This window comes from Pseudomonas marincola, from assembly GCF_900116605.1.
Taxonomy (GTDB): Bacteria; Pseudomonadota; Gammaproteobacteria; order Pseudomonadales; family Pseudomonadaceae; genus Aquipseudomonas; species Aquipseudomonas marincola.
The window spans coordinates 273,747-292,895 of sequence record NZ_FPBC01000001.1 but is presented as its reverse complement, the minus strand read 5'-3'; the positions used below and the strand labels follow the sequence as shown (position 1 = coordinate 292,895).

The window sequence follows — 19,149 nt, the reverse complement described above, 5'->3', positions numbered from 1 at the left end:
AATTGCACTGTTTGAACTGGAGATCGCCATGAGCGCTTTGTATCCCAACCTGCTGGCCCCGCTAGACCTGGGTTTCACCACGCTGAAGAACCGCACATTGATGGGTTCGATGCACACCGGTCTTGAGGAGAAACCGGATGGTTTCGAGCGCATGGCGGCCTACTTTGCCGAGCGCGCCCGTGGCGGTGTCGGCCTGATGGTGACCGGCGGCATTGGCCCGAACGTGGAAGGCGGCGTTTACTCCGGCGCGGCAAAGTTGACCACGGCTGAGGAAGCCGAAAAGCACAAGATTGTGACCCGCGCCGTGCATGAAGCGGACGGCAAGATCTGCATGCAGATTTTGCATGCGGGTCGTTATGCCTACAGCCCCAAATCCGTTGCGCCTAGCGCCATTCAGGCGCCGATCAACCCGTTCAAGCCGACCGAGCTGGACGAGGAGGGTATCGAGAAGCAGATTGCCGATTTCGTTACCTGCGCCTTGCTCGCACAGCAAGCCGAGTACGACGGCGTTGAGATCATGGGTTCCGAAGGTTATTTCATTAACCAGTTCCTCGTTGCGCACACTAACCAGCGCACGGATCGCTGGGGCGGCAGCTATGAGAACCGCATGCGTCTGGCGATTGAAATTGTCAGCCGCGTGCGCAAGGCAGTAGGACCGAATTTCATCATCATCTATCGCCTGTCGATGCTCGACCTGATCGAAGGCGGCAGCACCTGGGATGAAGTGGTCATGCTGGCCAAGGCCATCGAGAAGGCCGGTGCGACCATCATTAATACCGGTATTGGCTGGCACGAGGCGCGTATCCCGACCATCGCCACCAAGGTGCCGCGCGCTGCATTTACCAAGGTCACGGCCAAGTTGCGTGGCCAGGTCAGCATCCCGCTGATCACCACCAACCGTATCAATACCCCGGAAATCGCTGAGCAAGTGTTGGCCGAGGGCGACGCCGACATGGTGTCGATGGCGCGTCCGTTCCTGGCTGATCCTGAATTCGTCAACAAGGCGGCGGCGGGTCGCAGCGACGAGATCAACACCTGCATCGGCTGCAACCAGGCCTGCCTTGATCACACCTTCGGCGGCAAACTGACCAGCTGTCTGGTCAACCCGCGCGCCTGTCATGAGACCGAACTCAATTACATTCCGACTGTTGCCGTGAAGAGGATTGCGGTGGTCGGTGCTGGCCCTGCTGGTCTGGCTGCGGCCACGGTTGCTGCTGAACGCGGCCACTCGGTGACCCTGTTCGACTCGGCTGAAGAAATTGGCGGGCAGTTCAATGTCGCCAAGCGTGTGCCGGGTAAAGAGGAATTCTTCGAGACTCTGCGTTACTTCGATCGCAAGCTGAAAAGCACCGGTGTCGATGTACGCCTGCAAACCCGCGTCAGCGCCGATGACCTGATCAAGGGCGGTTACGACGAGGTGATTCTGGCCACCGGTATTGCGCCGCGCACGCCTGAAATCCCGGGTATCGACAACCCTAAAGTGATCAATTACCTGGATGCGATTTTGCAGCGCAAGCCAGTCGGTAAAAACGTGGCGGTAATCGGTGCGGGTGGCATTGGTTTCGACGTTTCCGAGTTCATCACTCACGCGGGTGCTGCAACCAGCCTCGACCGTGATGCGTTCTGGAAGGAGTGGGGCATCGACGCTCAACTGGATGCCCGTGGCGGCGTTGCCGGTATTCAGGCTGAGGTGCATGCACCAGCACGCCAAGTCTTCCTGCTGCAGCGCAAGAAGACCAAGGTCGGCGACGGTCTGGGCAAAACAACTGGCTGGATCCATCGCGCGGGCCTGAAAAACAAGAACGTGCAGATGATCAACAGCGTTGAATACCTCAAGGTTGATGACAACGGTCTGCACATCAGTGTTGCCGGCGGTGAGCCGCAGGTATTGCCGGTTGACACCGTGATCGTCTGCGCAGGCCAAGATCCGCTGCGTGAACTGCAGGATGGTCTGGTCGCCGGTGGGCAGAGCGTTCACCTGATCGGCGGCGCAGATGTGGCGGCTGAACTGGACGCCAAGCGTGCAATCAATCAGGGTTCGCGACTGGCTGCTGAACTCTAAGACGGCTCGACATTAACAATAAAAACGGCAAGGAGCTTCTATCATGCAACAAGCACTGGATTTACAGCCCGCTGTGGCGGCATCGCTCGAAAAGTGGCACGCGATGATTGCCGCCGGGAATCTCGCCGAATTGCCGGCGATGCTCAATCCGCAGGCGGTGTTTCGTTCGCCCATGGCTTTTCACCCTTATGAGGGGGCAGCCAAGGTGGCGCATATTCTCAACACGGTTTTGCAGGTGTTTGAGGACTTTCGCTATCACCGCGAGCTTGCCACTGGCGACGGCTTGAACCTGGTGCTTGAGTTCAGTGCGCGGGTCGGCGAGCGTGAGCTTAAAGGCATCGACATGATTCGTTTCGACGAACACGGCAAAATCTGCGAGTTCGAAGTCATGATCAGGCCGATGTCAGGCTTGCAGGCACTGGGTGCCGAGATGGCGCGCCGACTGCAACTCTGAGTCGCGGTCACAAAACGACCATAAGCCGGGTGCTATAAACAGCCCCGGCTTTTTTGTGCCCAGGCTATTTAACGACTATTTTTTGACTGCGCGGGATTGACGCTAGCTTCCAAGCCGATCACAGTTTCAGCCTGCTGTTTGCTCATCTGGGCGTATGCGCAAGTCGCTTGCCAACCCGATCACACTGCCAGGTTGAGGTTTTCTCCTAGACTTGCGCAGCGATGAAGGGCTGCCGCATGGACTATTTTCTTGCGCGCATGCATTGCCAGCTGTCAGGGCTGATGAATCAAGGGATGTGACACGGATGCAGAAAAAACCGAAGACGGTTGAAGCCGTTCTGTTCTTCAATGAGCAGGGCGGCATCTGTACGCAAATGCTCTACCCAGAGTTTGAGGCATTGCTCGATGGCGTGGTCAACATGCCCAGCTATGTCGGCAAGCAGGTGCGTATGGTCCACCTGTCCATCAATCCACGGCTTAAAATTCGTTCGGTGGTTTGTTTTCTGTTGGAGTTCGACGAGAGCGGTCGCCCCGACAAGAGCTGGAACATTCCCCTCCAGCATTTGGCTGAGCGGGCGGGGCGCGGCCCTGATCTGGGCGCGGGCCCGATCCGCCTGGCGTGCCGTAGCCAATGTCCGGTTTCCTGGCACCAGGGTCATTTGTGGGACCCTAATATGGCGCCCGGCAAGAACCATCTGACGGCAGCCAGAGAGGCGATTACCCGTAACACGCTGGGCCTGCTGGTTGAAGATGAGGCGAGCGTGGCGCCCAGCGCTGCAGAGCTGCAAGTCAGTGGCGAAGAAAACTGGCACATTGCCGACTCGCCGCGAGCGGGTGATCCGGATGCGCTGGAACTGGCCGAGAAGATCAATCAGGAGCAGCGGGTCAAGGCTGCACAGTTGATCAAGCAACAACGCCTGCGCATCACCAGCCTGACTAAACAGTACGAAGAGGAGCTGGCCAAACTTAAGTTTACCAGTGCCGATTTCTCAGCAGAGCAGCAGGAAAAGGTTCGCCTTGCCGAGGAGTCGCTCCAGCAGCAAGTCGAGCTCAATGTTGCGCTCAAGGCCCAGCTGGCGATTCAGGCGGCGACCTTCCAGGCCTCTCGGGAAGAACTCACTGAGCAGCTCAACCGCCTCGAACGCGACGATAAATCCTCTACCGCAGCGCTGCGTAAGCAGTTTGAAAGCGAGATCAAAGCGCGGATCAACACCGCAGTGGTCGAATACCAAGAGCAGATTGCATCGTTGCAGAAAAACCTCAAGCGCGCTGAGCAGAAGAATACCAAGCTGCAGGCTGAACAGCAGCGGCTGCAACACGAACTCGAACATGCATCTAGCCAAACCGGCGAGCAAGTGCTGGAGCGGCTCGCCAAGCTGGGCGTGGTCTTTGTTGTCTACCATCCAGGCGCGGGCCATCTGACTATCCCGCTGAAGGATATTACCCACTACCAGCGCAACACCATGGCTTATGTGGCTGCCAAGTGTTTCGTTGGCGAAGACCAGTACCGGCAGTGGCTGGAACACTACCAACAGCCGTGCTGTGTGGCCTTGTTGCCGAGCGGCGAACGCTGCTCGATTCCGATTGACCGGGTCGATAGCCCGAGCCGCTTTGTTGCCGACGAGTCGAACTGCTGTGCCCGGCACATGGTCGCCAGTCGCATGCAGACTACTGGCTAGCCTTGCCTCTGATCGCGCCTGACTGGGCGCCTTCTGCTCCGCTGCAGCAGGTGCATCTCGATTGGCTGGACGCGGCAGGGATCGAGCTGGCTGTCTTGCGTCTTGACCTGACTGACCGGCTCATCAGTGGCAATAAGTGGTTCAAGCTCAGTGGTTATCTGCAACAGGCCGATGCCGCCGGTTGCAGCGGAGTCATGAGCCTGGGCGGCGCACACTCCAACCATTTGCATGCTCTGGCCAGTGCCGGAGCCCGCTTCAATTTCCCAACCGTTGGCTTGCTGCGCGGCACAGAATGCCAAACCCCTACTGTTGCCGATCTCAAAGCGCTCGGCATGCAGTTGCATTGGCTCGGCTATGGCGGCTATCGAAAACGCCATGAGGCCGATTTCTGGGTGCCGTGGCAGCAGCAATACGCCCATTTTCAGCCGGTGCCGGAAGGGGGCGGCGGCTTGTTGGGCGCGCGTGGCTGTGCGCCTATCATTGACCTGATCCATGAGCAATTGGCGGCGATCGGTTGGGCAGACTACGACGCACTCTGGCTTGGCGCTGGCACAGGTACCACGCTGGCCGGGCTGGTCATGGCCGAGACTGGCGCGCATCCGGTATACGGCGCTATGGCCGTACCGGCTTCGCACGGCGTACAAGTGCAGGTTACGCAGTTACTCGGCCAGGCAGGTTTGGCGGATAGCGGCTATCAACTGCTCGATGCGTGCCGTGGCGGCTTTGCCAAGGTAGACAGTGAACTGGTGAGCTTTATGCAGGCGTGCGAGCAGCAGATGAATATCCCGCTGGAGCCGCTGTATACCGCTAAAACCTTGTTTGCTCTGAAGCAACATGTGCGAGCCGGTCTGGTTGCTCAGGGCAGCCGGCTGATCTTCATTCATACTGGCGGTTTGCAGGGGCGTGCGGCGGTATTGGCAGCGTTCCAGTAGCATTTGAGCAAGTTGGCTCTCGGTCTAATCACGATTTGTTGCGCCCCGGCACTTGTCAGCGCATGGGGCGCGTGCCTTACCATGGTGTGAAGAGCGGCGCAGTGGCGCCAGCGGTGACGTTATGGAGGGCGATAATGGCGAGCAATCGTTTGGTGTCAGGTGCAGCGCTGCTGTTAATGGGTGCGGCGGCTAGTGCGGCGGCTAGTGCGGCGGATGCGGCAGACGGATTCCAGCAATGTTTGGCCGGCCTGCAAAGCAAGGCACAAGCCAAAGGCGTCTCGGCCGCGACCTACAAGCGCTACACCGCCGATCTCGCGCCAGACATGAGCGTGATCGAACTGCTCGACGCGCAACCCGAATTCAGCACCCCGATCTGGGACTACCTCGCAGCATTGGTCGATCAGCAGCGGGTCGATGATGGCAAGGCGATGCTCAAGCAGCATGCCGCGGTGCTGGAGAAGATTTCCCGTCAATACGGCGTAGACGCGGCCACGGTCGTCGCCGTCTGGGGCGTTGAGAGTGACTACGGTAAAACCTTCGGCAAGCGCCCGCTGCTGACTTCGCTGTCGACGCTGTCCTGCTACGGTCGGCGTCAGAGCTTCTTTCAGGGCGAGTTGTTCGCTACGCTCAAACTGCTGCAGTCCGGCGATATTCAGGCTGAGGAGCTAAACGGTTCCTGGGCCGGCGCATTCGGCCACACCCAGTTCATGCCCTCGACCTATCAGCGTATTGCGGTGGACGGCGATGGCGATGGCCGCCGCGATCTGGTCGCCAGCATCCCGGATGCATTGGCGTCTACCGCCAACTACCTCAAGCGTTCCGGCTGGCGGACGGGCCAGCCCTGGGGTTATGAGGTCAAGTTGCCGAGTGGCTTCAATTCCGCCAATAGCGGGCGTAAGAACAAGCGGCCATTAAGTTCATGGGCGGCGGCTGGCGTGCGCAAAATTGACGGTTCGCCGTTGCCTTCAAGTGATACCGCCGCTGGGATTCTGTTGCCTGCCGGGGTCAAAGGGCCGGCGTTTATCGTGATGCGCAACTTCGATGCGATTTATTCCTACAACGCGGCTGAGAGCTACGCACTGGCGATTGCGCATTTGTCTGACCGTCTGCGCGGGCAGGGCGAGTTTGTCACGCCGTGGCCAACCGATGATCCGGGCCTCAGCCGCGCCGAGCGTAAGCAAGTGCAAGAGTTGCTGCTGGCGCGGGGTTACGAGATCGGCGAGGCCGACGGCATGATCGGTACGCTGACGCGCCGTGCAATCGTCAGTGAACAAAAGCGATTGGGCATGCAGCCGCAGGACGGTCGCGCCGGCAAGAAAATCCTCCGCGCGTTGCAGGCGCAGTAAGTTAATCGACACAGCTAGTGGGCGGCTGCGCCCTGAGTATTGGGCCAGTCGTCGCACACGATAAACAGGCGCTGCTTTTCCAGCCAGTCGCCGCATGCGCTGCGCTCTGTGCGCACCAATAGCTGGGCGTTTTCGTGTGGGCCGAGGGTGGCAAACCAGATGTGCAGTTGCTCGCGCGACCAGTGATCAGCGTCGCTGATGCGTGCTGGCGCCAGCCAGTTGTGGCGTGGCAGAACCTGCCAGCAGGCGTCGCCCTGAGTGCGCAGAAAGTCGGCCCATTGGCATTGATGCAGCCAGATGCCTTTAAGGTGCTGTGCATTGACATCGGTCGGTGACGAGCAGGGTTGCGGCCACGGATAAAACAAGTATCCCGAGACCCACATCGCCGCGTTGAGCGTGTTTATTTGCAACTCATCCAAGGCGCCGCGTGCTTCTTCGCGGGACGAAAGCGGCAATTGGTGGTTGCACAGGTGATCAAGTTTTATATCCAGTCGGTCATGGCTGCCGGGGCCCAGCCAATGCGCCGGCGATTCACCTTGTTCAGCGTCCGCGCCCAGATACAGTTTGATCGCCAGTTCAAGGTGATGAACGCCCTCGGCATCACGCAGCAGTAAATCCAGTTCGCCGAGTGTGTGGCCACGCTGGCGGATGGGCAGGTTGGCGGCCAAGACCTCAACGTCCGGCGCGGCGTTCAGCGCGAATTGCCACAGCCGCTCATAATACAAACCGAGCCTGCGCACTGAACGCTCTGCCAGCCACTGGCGCAGGGCATCGGGTTGCTGGTCGAGTTGCAGTAACCAATCGGCCAGTTGTTCAGGGGCGCTTAGCCAGCGGCTTGCCTGCAACGGATGGCGCTGCGGCCACGGCGCTGTTTGCAGCAGGGGTGGGGCAATAATCACCCAGGCCAGATCGCGCACCGCAGGTTGCTGCAGGCGCATGGGCAGATCGAGCAGGTTTTCAAAAGGATTCATCCAGCGAGCATAGCGCTTCAAGCGCTTGATGTGCATGTTGCGGTTGCAATTGGGCCTGCCAGCACCCATCTGACACATACGGCTACGGGCAGATTGTTTCGCGTCGCAAGTTTGCCGCGCTGAACGCCTTTCGCCCATAATCAAAGCCTTAAAGACCCAGAGCCTGCGAGAGCCCCATGGAGCAATTTCGAAATATCGGCATCATTGGCCGCTTGGGCAGCACTCAGGTGCTGGACACTATTCGACGCTTGAAGAAGTTTCTTCTCGACCGTCATCTGCACGTCATTCTCGAAGACACCATCGCTGAAGTGCTGCCGGGCCACGGCCTGCAGACAGCCTCGCGCAAGAGTCTCGGTGAAATTTGCGACCTGGTCATCGTCATCGGCGGCGATGGCAGCCTGCTCGGCGCTGCACGCGCGCTGTGCCGCCATAAAACCCCGGTGCTTGGGGTTAACCGCGGCAGTCTGGGCTTCTTGTGTGACATCCGCCCGGATGATCTGGAAATGAAGGTCGCCGAGGTACTTGAAGGCAATTTCCTCAGCGAAAACCGCTTTTTGTTGCAGGCTGAAGTCCGTCGCAATGGCGAGGCGATCGGGCAGGGCGACGCTCTTAATGATGTGGTTCTGCATCCGGGTAAATCGACCCGCATGATCGAGTTCGAGCTGTACATCGACGGTCAGTTTGTCTGCAGCCAGAAGGCTGACGGCTTGATCGTATCAACGCCCACCGGCTCCACCGCCTATGCGTTGTCTGCCGGCGGGCCGATCATGCACCCCAAACTGGACGCCATTGTGGTGGTGCCGATGTATCCGCACACGCTGTCGAGCCGGCCGATCGTGGTTGATGGCAACAGCGAGCTGAAAATCGTCGTGTCCAAGGATTTGCAGATATATCCGCAGGTTTCCTGCGACGGCCAGAATCACTTCACCTGTGCGCCGGGCGACACCGTCACGGTCAGCAAGAAGCCGCAGAAGTTACGCCTGATCCATCCGCTGGATCACAATTACTACGAGGTCTGCCGTACCAAGTTGGGTTGGGGCAGTCGCCTTGGTGGCGGAGGCGACTAATGCGCCTGGATCCCGAACGAAGTTATGACCTCATAGGCGATATTCACGGCTGCGCGAATACCCTGGAGCGCCTGCTCGATAAGCTGGGTTATCGGAAAATTTCCGGCGTTTGGCGTCATCCCAGCCGGCAGACGATTTTTCTCGGTGACATCGTTGATCGCGGTCCGCGCATTCGTGAGGCCGTGCATCTGGTGCGCGACATGGTCGAGGTGGGGCAGGCCGCTTGCATCATGGGCAACCATGAGTTCAATGCGCTGGCCTGGGAGACGCCCGCACCGCCCGGCAGTGGGCGCTTGCATGTGCGTGAGCATTCCGAGCGCCATACGCGCCTGATCGCCGAAACCCTTGAGCAGTTTGCGGCGTATCCGGCGGAGTGGCGTGAGTTGCATGACTGGTTCTATCAGCTGCCGTTGTTTATCGACGCCGGGCGTTTTCGCGCCGTGCACGCCTGTTGGGATGACAGCCTGATCACTCCGCTGCGTGCACAGTTCCCGGATGGCCTGATCAACGAGAAATTCCTCAAGGCCTCGGCGGTATATGGCAGCTTTGCCAATACCGTATTCAACCGCCTGCTGCGCGGCACCGACATGCGCTTGCCGCACGGGCTGACGCTGACCAGTGACGATGGCTTTACGCGTTCGTTCTTTCGCACCAAGTTCTGGGAAGAGAACCCGCAGACTTATGGCGATATCGTTTTCCAGCCCGATGCCTTGCCCGAGTTGGCGGCGCGCACACCGCTCAGCGAGTTGCAGAAAAACGAGTTGCTGCAATACCCGTCCGACCAACCCATGTTGTTTGTCGGTCATTACTGGCGCAGTGGCAAACCTTCGGCGATCCGCAGCAATCTGGCCTGCCTCGATTACAGCGCGGTGCTGTATGGAAAACTGGTCGCGTATCGGCTGGATCAGGAGCATCGCATTGATGCCAATAAATTCGTCTGGGTCGATGTAGAAAAACCGGAGTTGCCACAATGAGCGCTGTAGCCGTCCTACGTTTACCGATGCAGACCAATCTCAGCGGCTTTGTCGCGATGTTGCAGCGCCTGCAGGTGCCGCACCGGGTCGCCGAAGAGTCTGGCGAACAAGTGCTCTGGGTGCCAGGCGAGGCGTTGGCTGTGCAGGTGCGCGAACTGTATGCGCAGTACCCGCACGGCAGCGAGGAGTTGCAGTTGGCCGCGGACAAACCGCAGCGGTCGATGCTGGGCTTTGTCGAGCAGATCAAGCGCAACCCGGTGACCAGTGGAGTGCTGCTGATTACCTTTATTGTCGCGGCCATCACCTTGCTCGGCGATAACTTCGAGACCGTACGCTGGTTCAGCTTTGTCGACTTTCAAATCAAGGGCGATTACATCTACTTCGCCTCACTCGCGCACACCATGGACAGCGGCCAGTGGTGGCGACTGCTAACGCCGATGCTGCTGCATTTCGGCTTCCTGCATCTGGCGATGAACTCGCTGTGGTACTGGGAGCTGGGACGGCGCATTGAGAGTTATCAGGGCCCGCTGATGCTGATCGCGCTGACGCTGGTATTTGGTCTTGCGTCCAACGTTGCGCAGTATCAGTTTGGCGGCCCAAGCCTGTTCGGCGGGCTTTCCGGTGTGCTTTACGGCTTACTCGGGCACTGCTGGATTTACCAGCGCCTGGCACCTAATGCGCAATACCGGCTGCCGCCTGGCGTATTGATCATGATGCTGGCCTGGTTGCTGATTTGCATGACCGGTATTTTCGAGCTGCTGCAGTTTGGCTCTATTGCCAACGCGGCGCATGTTGGCGGTCTGGTTGCAGGCTGCGCCACTGGCTTGGTTGGCGGCCTCTTGGCCCGCGCCCGCCGATAATTGTCCGGGCTTGCGCGATTTCAGTGCGCAAGCCCGGCGCAAGACACACGACGGTCGCTGCGCATCGCGAGATTGCGCGTTGGCCTGTTAAAATGATTTTTTGCCCCACTCTGTCGGGAGGCGCGCATGTCGTCTTTTAATGAAACCATTGCAAACATCACCCCTGAAATCTACCAGAGCCTCAAGCTCGCGGTTGAGATCGGCAAATGGCCAGACGGCCGCAAGCTGACTCAGGAACAGAAAGAGCTGAGCCTGCAGGCGCTCATCGCCTGGGAAATCAAAAACCTCCCGGAAGAAGAGCGCATTGGTTACATGGGTCCGCAAGAATGCAGTTCGAAATCTGCGCCGGTGCCTAATCTTCTGTTCAAATCCTCCGATACTTTGCATTGATGGCTGTTTTTAAATGAGTGAGTTGGCTCGCGGTTCCCTGAGCAAAATGCAGGTGCAACTTGAAGCACCTGTGCAGTACGCCTTTCGGCTGAATGATGAATTAGTCCCGGTTAATCCGCTGGTGGGCAAAACCGTGCGGCTGGAGTTCCTCGGCGCGATCCATTGCAGCCATTGCGGGCGTAAGACCAAGAGCAGCTACAGCCAGGGTTATTGCTACCCGTGCATGCAAAAGCTGGCGCAGTGCGATATCTGCATCATGAGCCCCGAGCGCTGCCATTACGACGCTGGCACATGCCGCGAGCCGAGTTGGGGCGAGCAGTTCTGCATGACTGATCACGTTGTTTATCTGGCCAACTCATCCGGGGTTAAGGTCGGGATTACCCGCGCCACACAGATTCCGACCCGCTGGATTGATCAGGGCGCGACCCAGGCGCTGCCGATCCTGCGCGTTGCAACGCGTCAGCAGTCAGGCTTTGTTGAAGACCTGCTGCGCAGCCAGGTCGCGGATAAAACCAACTGGCGCGCTTTGCTCAAAGGCGATGCAGCGCCGGTTGACCTGCGCGCTGTGCGCGAGCAATTGTTTGCCAGTTGCGGTGAAGGCATTGAACAACTGCAACAGCGCTTTGGTATTCAAGCCATTCAGCCGTTGAACGATGGTGAGCCGGTCGAGATTGCCTATCCGATTGATGGCTATCCCGCGAAGATCACCAGCTTCAACCTCGACAAGAATCCGCTGGCAGAAGGCACGTTGCTCGGCATCAAAGGCCAATATCTGATGTTCGACACCGGGGTTATCAATATTCGTAAATACACCGCCTATCAGATTGCTGTCAGCGCCTTCTGATCCGGTAAAACTGCTGTATACGGCGTGTGGGTTTGCGTCTGTAAACCCCACGCCGCACTCCATTTCGCAAGCAGCTTGTGTATCTCTCAATCGACGAGGCGACCATGCGTACTGAACAACCGAAAATGATTTACCTGAAGGACTACAAGGCGCCCGATTACCTGATCGATGAGACGCACCTGACCTTCGAACTGCATGACGACCACACGCTGGTGCATGCGCAATTGGTGATGCGCCGTAACCCCGCGCTCGGCAGTGATTTGCCGCCGCTGGAACTCGACGGCCAGGAGCTTGAGCTGTTGTCGCTGGCGCTCAATGATCGCGAGTTGGGCGAGGCGGACTATCAGCTCACTGACAGCCATCTGACTTTGCAACCGGACAGCGCCAGCTTTGTTATCGACAGCAGTGTGCGCATCCACCCGGAAACCAATACCGCGCTGGAAGGCCTGTACAAGTCGAGCGGCATGTTCTGCACCCAGTGCGAGGCGGAAGGGTTTCGCAAGATTACCTATTACCTCGACCGCCCGGATGTCATGAGCAAGTTCACCACCACGCTCAGTGCCGAGCAGCACAGCTATCCGGTGTTGCTGTCGAACGGCAACCCGATTGCCAGCGGCAGCGAAGAAGACGGCCGGCATTGGGCAACGTGGGAAGACCCGTTCATGAAGCCGGCCTACCTGTTTGCCTTGGTGGCGGGTGATCTCTGGTGTGTCGAAGACTCCTTTACCACCATGACCGAGCGCGAAGTGGCGCTGCGCATTTATGTCGAGCCTGAAAATATCGACAAGTGCCAGCACGCCATGGATAGCCTGAAAAAGTCGATGCGCTGGGACGAGCAGACTTACGGCCGTGAGTACGATCTGGATATTTTCATGATCGTCGCGGTGAACGACTTCAACATGGGCGCCATGGAAAACAAGGGCCTGAATATCTTCAACTCCAGCGCCGTGCTGGCCAAGGCCGAAACCGCCACCGACGCCGCGCATCAGCGGGTTGAAGCAATTGTTGCCCACGAATACTTCCACAACTGGTCGGGCAACCGCGTGACCTGCCGCGACTGGTTCCAGTTGTCGCTGAAAGAGGGCTTCACGGTATTCCGTGACTCGCAGTTCAGCGCCGACATGAACTCGCCGACGGTCAAGCGCATTGAAGATGTCGCTTACCTGCGCACCCATCAGTTCGCCGAAGACGCCGGTCCGCTGGCTCACTCAGTGCGCCCGGATGCGTTCATTGAAATCTCCAACTTCTACACTCTGACCGTCTACGAGAAGGGCAGTGAAGTGGTGCGCATGATCCAGACCCTGCTCGGCGCCGATGGCTTCCGCAAGGGCAGCGATCTGTACTTTGAGCGCCACGACGGCCAGGCCGTAACGTGTGACGATTTCATCAAGGCCATGGAAGATGCCAATGGCGTTGACCTGACCCAGTTCAAACGTTGGTACAGCCAGGCCGGTACGCCGCGTTTGCAGGTCAGCGAGGCTTATGACGCTGGCGCGCAACGTTACACCCTGACCTTCAAGCAAAGCTGCCCAGCCACGCCGGGGCAGACCGAGAAGCTGCCATTCGTGATTCCGGTTGAGCTTGGCTTGATCGGTGCGCAAGGCCAGGCCTTGCCGTTGCAGCTTGAAGGTGAAGCCGCGGCGGGTGCTGACACGCGTGTGATCTCGATTGATCAGGCCGAGCAACAAGTGGTGTTTGTCGGTGTTGCCGAGCAGCCGTTGCCGTCGCTGCTGCGCAGCTTCTCGGCGCCGGTCAAGCTGAGCTTCCCTTACAGCCGCGATCAGTTGATGTTCCTCATGCAGCACGACAGCGATGGTTTCAACCGTTGGGAAGCCAGCCAGCAATTGGCCGTGCAGGTGCTTGAAGAACTGGTGGGCCAACAGCAACGTGGCGAGCCAATGGTTATGGATCAGCGCCTGATCAGTGCGCTTGAAACGGTGTTGGCCGATGAGACGCTGGATCCGGCCATGGTCTCGGAAATGCTCTCGTTGCCGGGTGAAGGCTACCTGACTGAAATTGCAGAAGTGGCGGATGTCGATGCCATTCACGCTGCCCGCGAATTTGCCCGCGAAGCGCTGGCGCAGGCCCTGTACGCGCCTCTGTGGCAGCGTTATCAGGCTTATCGCGAAGTCTCGCGCAACAGCCCGTATGTGGCCGAAGCCGAGCACTTTGCCCGGCGTCGCCTGCAAAATATCGCGCTGTCTTACCTGATGCTTACCGGCAAAGAGCAAGTGCTTGAAGCGTGTCTGGAGCAATTCGAGCATTGCGACAACATGACCGAGCGCATGGCGGCGTTGGCGGTGCTGGTCAACTCCACGCACACCGAGGCGCGTGCCAAGGCCCTCGCCAGCTTCGCCGAGTTCTTCAAGGACAACGCACTGGTGATGGATCAGTGGTTCAGCGTGCAGGCTGCCAGCACCATGCCGGGTGGCCTGGCGCGGGTTGAGGAGCTGATGCAGCATCCGGCCTTCAACCTGAAAAACCCGAACAAGGTGCGGGCTGTGATTGGCGCTTTTGGCGGCCAGAATGCGATCAACTTCCATCAACTCGATGGCAGCGGTTATCGCTTCCTTGCCGATCAGGTAATCACCCTGAACGCGCTCAATCCGCAAATCGCCTCGCGCTTGTTGTCGCCGCTGACGCGCTGGCGCAAATACAGCCCTGAGCGTCAGGCGCTGATGAAGGCTGAGCTTGAGCGCATTCTGGCTTCGGGTGAGCTGTCCAGCGATGTCTATGAAGTGGTGAGCAAGAGCCTGGCCTGATCCGCCATCGCGCTACTGTCACCGGGCAATTGCATATTGCCCTGAAACGGGTTGTGGCTGCCGAGTTCTGCTCGGAATCCACAACCCGTTTTCTTTTGTCTGGCTGTTAGTGCTGCGCTGCAATTAGGGTTTTGCCCAGCAATTTGGCGGCGCTCGGGCGGATAGTCAGGCGCAGATAATTGCCAGACAATCGTTGATTGGATTACAACGTGATCAGTGCGGCGAATAAGTCGCTTAAATCTGATGAATAAAGCCAAGTTTAATGATACAAGCGTTTGAATTCGCTTCAGGGTTGCGTATGGTTAAGGCTCTTGGGTGTCTGAGTGGTAGCCTGATTTTTTCAGGAATTGATCCAAGGCAGTGCTTTAGCATCAGCGTTTGCTCTGACTGCCCGGTCACTGGCTGTTAACAAAACATAACGTCGCGTTGATTGTCAGGCTGCAAGTTTGCTCAGTAGCATAAGAAACCTGCGTAAAAGCAGAAGTATCTAATAAAAACAAAGGGGAAGGTCTATGAGTGAGCCCGTCATGCGGCGCACCCAGTCCGGTCTGGTCGCAAGAAACCTGCGCACACCGGCGTTACGCGTCCACTCGCCGCTGGCCAAAACACTCTCGCTATGCAGCGTGCTTTGTGCTTTAACATTCGCCACTGCGCCGCTACAGGTTCAGGCCGGCGAAGCCGCTACCAATTATTCTGTTGAATCTGCTCATGCCACCCGCACGCTGCTGCTCGACGTCGTGCATGCAGGTAAACGCATGCTGGTGTTTGGTGACCGCGGGCACATTCTCTATTCCGACGACAGCGGTAAAAACTGGGTGCAGGCCAAAGTGCCAACCCGGCAGATGATTACGGCTGCCTACTTTGTCGATGACCAGAAAGGCTGGGCGGTCGCCCACGACTCGCAGATTCTCGCCACCACTGATGGCGGCGCGACCTGGACCAAACAGTTCGAAGACCTCACCCGTGAAGCGCCGCTGTTGGATATCTGGTTCAACGATGCCCAGCACGGTTTTGCCGTGGGCGCCTACGGTGCGCTGCTGGAAACCCTGGATGGCGGCGCGAACTGGGAAGACATCAGTGACCGCATGGACAACGAAGACGGTTATCACCTCAACGCCATTGTCCCGGTTAAAGATGCCGGCCTGATGGTCGTCGGTGAGCAGGGCGTGATCTTCCGCTCCCCGGACTGGGGCCAAACCTGGGAAACCTTGCAGGGCCCGTACGAGGGTTCACTGTTTGGCGTTGCGCCAACTGCCGAGTCACGCACGCTGCTGGTTTACGGTTTGCGCGGCCACGTGTTCCGCTCGACCGACTTTGGCGACACCTGGGAGCAAATCGTAGTTCATACGCCGGGTAACGGCCCGATCGAGTTTGGCCTGAGCAGCAGCACGCTGTTGGCCGACGGCTCGATCATTATCGTGGGTCACGGCGGCACTGTTCTGAAAAGCACCGACAACGGCAAGAGTTTCAGTCTGGTCAATCGTCTCGACCGACTGTCAATTGCCAGTGTTGCAGCACTGGATAACGGCAACCTGATTCTGGTGGGGCAGGGTGGATTGCACATCGCCACGCCTACTGGCGCCGAGCTGGGCCAACAATAATAAGCCGGGAGAGTTTGCATGAGTAAGCATCAACAAAAGCCCGCTTCCTTCTTGGAGCGGTTGATTTTCAACAACCGACCGGCCGTTATTGTGCTGTGTCTGTTGATTAGCGTTTTCCTTTTTTACCAGGCTTCGCAGGTTCGCCCGCAGACCAGCTTCGAGAAAATGATTCCGCTGGGCCACCCTTACATCCAGAAGATGCTGGAGCATCGCAACGACCTGTCGAACCTGAGCAACACGGTGCGCATTTCGGTTGAAGCGGTCGATGGCGACATCTTCAGCAAGGAGTACATGGAAACCCTGCGCCAGATCAACGACGAGGTGTTCTACATCTCCGGCGTTGACCGTTCGGGGCTTAAGTCGTTGTGGAGCCCAAGCGTACGCTGGACCGAAGTGACCGAAGAAGGTTTCTCCGGTGGCGAGGTGATTCCACAAACCTACGATGGCTCTGAAGAAAGCCTTGAGGAGTTGCGCGACAACATTCTCAAGTCTGGTCAGATTGGCCGTCTGGTCGGCAACAACTTCAAGTCGAGCATTGTCGATGTGCCGCTGCTTGAGGCGTATCCAGACCCGGAAGACCAGAGCAAGCTGGTGCCGCTGGACTACCAGAAGTTCTCGCATGAGCTGGAAGAGAAGATTCGCGAGAAGTATCAGGCGCAGAATCCCAACGTAAAAATCCACATCATCGGCTTTGCCAAGAAGGTCGGCGACCTGATTGATGGCCTGGTCGGCGTGGCATTGTTCTTTGCGGTGGCGATCGGTATCACCTTCGTTCTGCTGCTGTGGTTCACCCGCTGCTTCAAGAGTGCGCTGGCCGTTATTATCACCACGTTGATTGCGGTGGTCTGGCAGTTGGGCCTGCTGAAAACTGTGGGCTTTGGTCTCGACCCGTACTCGATGCTGGTGCCGTTTCTGGTCTTTGCCATCGGTATTTCGCACGGGGTGCAGAAGATCAACGGCATTGCCATGGCGTCCAGCGATGCCACGGACTCGCTGTCGGCTGCGCGTATGGCATTCCGTCAGTTGTTCATCCCGGGGCTGGTGGCTTTGCTCTCGGATGCGGTGGGCTTCGTTACGCTGCTGCTGATTGATATCGGCGTAATCCGCGAGCTGGCCATTGGCGCCTCGATGGGTGTGGCAGTAATTATTCTGACCAACCTGATTCTGCTGCCTGTGACGATTTCGTACATCGGTATCAGCAAGAAGGCAGTGAAGGTCAGCCGTGAAGACGCGGTGCGCGAGCATCCGTTCTGGCGCGCCATTTCCAACTTTGCGCACCCTGTGGTGGCACCGATTTCCATCGTCATTGCTCTGATGGCCATGGTGGGTGGCGTCTGGTACGGCCAGAACCTGAAAATCGGTGACCTGGATCAGGGTGCACCTGAACTGCGTCCGGATTCGCGCTACAACCTCGACAACAACTTTGTTATCCAGAATTACTCCACCAGCTCCGATGTACTGGTGATCATGGTCAAGACGCCGCCTGAGCAATGCTCGACGTATCCGGCCATGAATGCCATGGATCAGTTGATGTGGCAGATGGAGAACACCGAGGGCGTGCAGTCGGCCATTTCGATGGTCACGGTGTCGCGTCAGGTGATCAAGGGGATGAACGAGGGCAGCCTGAAGTGGGAAACGCTGTCGCGTAACCAGGACATTCTGAACAACTCGATCGCCCGCGCCGATGGCCTGTATAACGCAGATTGCTCGGTAGCGCCGGTACTGGTGTTCCTCAACGACCACAAAGCTGCCACGCTGGAGCGTGCGGTGAAGGTCGCTGAAGATTTCGCCAAGGCCAACAGCAGCGAGAACCTGCAGTTCATCATGGCAGCCGGTAACGCCGGTATTGAGGCGGCAACCAACGAGGTTATCGCCGACTCTGAAACCACCATGCTGCTGGCTGTATATGCTGCGGTCGGGATGATGTGTCTGCTGACCTTCCGCTCTGTCGCCGCGACCTTGTGCGTGATGTTGCCGCTGGTGCTGACTTCGGTGCTGGGTAACGCACTGATGGCTTACATGGGCATCGGCGTGAAGGTGGCGACTTTGCCGGTAATCGCCTTGGGTGTGGGTATTGGTGTCGACTACGGCATCTATATCTACAGCCGTCTCGAAACCTACCTGCGTCAAGGCCTGAGCCTGCAGGAAGCTTATTACGAGACGCTCAAGTCGACGGGTAAAGCGGTGCTGTTCACTGGCGTGTGTCTGGCCATTGGTGTGGCAACGTGGATCTTCTCGGCGATCAAGTTCCAGGCAGATATGGGCTTGATGCTGACCTTCATGTTCCTGTGGAACATGTTCGGCGCCATCTGGTTGCTGCCAGCACTGGCACGCTTCCTGATCAACCCGCAGAAGTTGCGTAACAAGGAGCTGGCCAAGTCGGCCTGATCCCTGAGCACTTTTCGCAGGTAAGAAAAAACCGCGGCCATTGAGCCGCGGTTTTTTTTCTCTGCTATCGGGCGCTGCGCCTAACCGCTTGCTTTACCCCCGGCTAGCCGCGCGTGATCAGACTCCCCAGATGCTGCCCAGCGATTGCAGCAGCGGCGCGCTGAGGCCTTGCTTGCCGAAATAGTCGAGCAGGGCAGGCGCAAACTGATTGATCATGTCGCTGTTCATGCCCAGCGCGCTGAAGGTCTTGCTCACATCGGCCATGCTGTTGGCGTTGCCCATCATCGAGCCCAGGCCGCTTTGGCTGCCAGTTGCCTTGCCGAGCAGGCTGCCTGCCTGACCCATCAGTTCACTGTTGCCGGTAAATTGATCGAGGCCCGGAATCGCCTTGCTCAGCTCGCTGAACTGGCTAGGGTCGAGCTTGTTCTTGGCCAGCCCGAGCAGCGCGCCGGTACCGCCGGCTGCCTGATTGGGCGTGACCCCAAGTTGACCCGAGAGGGCGCTGAGCAAATCACCGGTCTGGCCGGTCATGGGTGCGCTGGCTGCGGAGCCGCCCATGCCGGATGCCACGCCGCTGGCAGCATTTGTGGCGTCATCCAGCGTGAAGGCAAAAGCTGGCGAAGCGGCCAGCGTCAGGCTGATCAGCAGAGCCTTGGATGGTTTGAACATGAGGGCATTCCTTATATGAGAGAACCGCATTAGCAATCGGCTTTGTACGCTGCACGAGGCGTGCATTGTGCATCGACCTGAGTTGCAGCCAGTGGTTCCCTAATAGTAGCAAGAAGCCGCTGGCGGACAGCACAAAAGGCCCAGAGCTGTG

15 protein-coding genes are annotated in these 19,149 nt (G+C 58.3%); 13 read left to right on the top strand and 2 right to left on the bottom strand.

Going from position 1 to position 19,149, the window contains the following annotated elements; genetic code table 11:
* Window positions 1-28: 28 nt before the first annotated feature.
* The 5 genes from BM395_RS01420 to BM395_RS01400 all read left to right on the top strand — a co-directional run bounded on the left by BM395_RS01420 (window position 29) and on the right by BM395_RS01400 (window position 6,472).
* Window positions 29-2,062, top strand: coding sequence for an NADPH-dependent 2,4-dienoyl-CoA reductase (locus tag BM395_RS01420; RefSeq protein ID WP_090508624.1), 2,034 nt, complete (start codon window positions 29-31; stop codon window positions 2,060-2,062).
* A 43-nt stretch (window positions 2,063-2,105) separates the two neighbouring features.
* Window positions 2,106-2,516 (top strand): nuclear transport factor 2 family protein, encoded by a 411-nt coding sequence (locus BM395_RS01415; RefSeq protein ID WP_090508623.1) that lies wholly within the window; start codon window positions 2,106-2,108, stop codon window positions 2,514-2,516.
* Window positions 2,517-2,820: 304 nt separating this feature from the next.
* Complete coding sequence (locus BM395_RS01410) at window positions 2,821-4,194, top strand: chromosome partitioning protein ParA (protein WP_090508622.1); 1,374 nt, start codon at window positions 2,821-2,823, stop codon at window positions 4,192-4,194.
* A gap of 8 nt (window positions 4,195-4,202) precedes the next feature.
* Window positions 4,203-5,126: a 1-aminocyclopropane-1-carboxylate deaminase/D-cysteine desulfhydrase gene (locus tag BM395_RS01405; RefSeq protein WP_090509185.1), complete on the top strand. Its 924-nt coding sequence runs from the start codon at window positions 4,203-4,205 to the stop codon at window positions 5,124-5,126.
* Between the two features lie 134 nt (window positions 5,127-5,260).
* Window positions 5,261-6,472 (top strand): lytic murein transglycosylase, encoded by a 1,212-nt coding sequence (locus tag BM395_RS01400; RefSeq protein WP_090508621.1) that lies wholly within the window; start codon window positions 5,261-5,263, stop codon window positions 6,470-6,472.
* Between the two features lie 14 nt (window positions 6,473-6,486).
* Here the strand turns inward: BM395_RS01400 and BM395_RS01395 are convergent, their stop codons facing one another.
* The gene (locus BM395_RS01395; protein ID WP_244528908.1) at window positions 6,487-7,479 is read right to left on the bottom strand and encodes a DUF1853 family protein; all 993 of its coding nucleotides are present in this window, start codon (window positions 7,477-7,479) and stop codon (window positions 6,487-6,489) included.
* A 140-nt stretch (window positions 7,480-7,619) separates the two neighbouring features.
* Here BM395_RS01395 and BM395_RS01390 point away from each other — a divergent pair, with 140 nt between their 5' ends.
* From BM395_RS01390 to BM395_RS01355, 8 genes are all read left to right on the top strand, one after another.
* On the top strand, window positions 7,620-8,510 hold the full coding sequence (locus tag BM395_RS01390; protein ID WP_069899031.1) for an NAD(+) kinase: 891 nt from the start codon (window positions 7,620-7,622) through the stop codon (window positions 8,508-8,510).
* Window positions 8,510-9,484, top strand: coding sequence for a metallophosphoesterase (locus BM395_RS01385; RefSeq protein WP_090508620.1), 975 nt, complete (start codon window positions 8,510-8,512; stop codon window positions 9,482-9,484). Before BM395_RS01390 ends, BM395_RS01385 begins: the two co-directional genes overlap by 1 nt.
* A complete protein-coding gene (locus BM395_RS01380; protein WP_090508619.1) occupies window positions 9,481-10,344 on the top strand; it encodes a rhomboid family intramembrane serine protease in 864 nt (287 codons plus the stop codon). Before BM395_RS01385 ends, BM395_RS01380 begins: the two co-directional genes overlap by 4 nt.
* A gap of 126 nt (window positions 10,345-10,470) precedes the next feature.
* Entirely contained in the window at window positions 10,471-10,734 is a 264-nt protein-coding gene (locus tag BM395_RS01375; protein WP_069899028.1) for a YeaC family protein, read from the top strand.
* Window positions 10,735-10,747: 13 nt separating this feature from the next.
* Window positions 10,748-11,578 (top strand): DUF2797 domain-containing protein, encoded by an 831-nt coding sequence (locus BM395_RS01370; RefSeq protein ID WP_069899027.1) that lies wholly within the window; start codon window positions 10,748-10,750, stop codon window positions 11,576-11,578.
* Window positions 11,579-11,682: 104 nt separating this feature from the next.
* Window positions 11,683-14,340, top strand: coding sequence for an aminopeptidase N (pepN, locus tag BM395_RS01365; protein ID WP_090508618.1), 2,658 nt, complete (start codon window positions 11,683-11,685; stop codon window positions 14,338-14,340).
* A gap of 512 nt (window positions 14,341-14,852) precedes the next feature.
* Complete coding sequence (locus BM395_RS01360; RefSeq protein WP_244528907.1) at window positions 14,853-15,941, top strand: WD40/YVTN/BNR-like repeat-containing protein; 1,089 nt, start codon at window positions 14,853-14,855, stop codon at window positions 15,939-15,941.
* An 18-nt stretch (window positions 15,942-15,959) separates the two neighbouring features.
* Entirely contained in the window at window positions 15,960-18,329 is a 2,370-nt protein-coding gene (locus BM395_RS01355; protein ID WP_069899021.1) for an efflux RND transporter permease subunit, read from the top strand.
* Between the two features lie 117 nt (window positions 18,330-18,446).
* Here BM395_RS01355 and BM395_RS01350 read toward each other — a convergent pair whose 3' ends face one another.
* On the bottom strand, window positions 18,447-18,998 hold the full coding sequence (locus BM395_RS01350) for a DUF2780 domain-containing protein (RefSeq protein ID WP_069899019.1): 552 nt from the start codon (window positions 18,996-18,998) through the stop codon (window positions 18,447-18,449).
* Window positions 18,999-19,149: the final 151 nt, after the last annotated feature.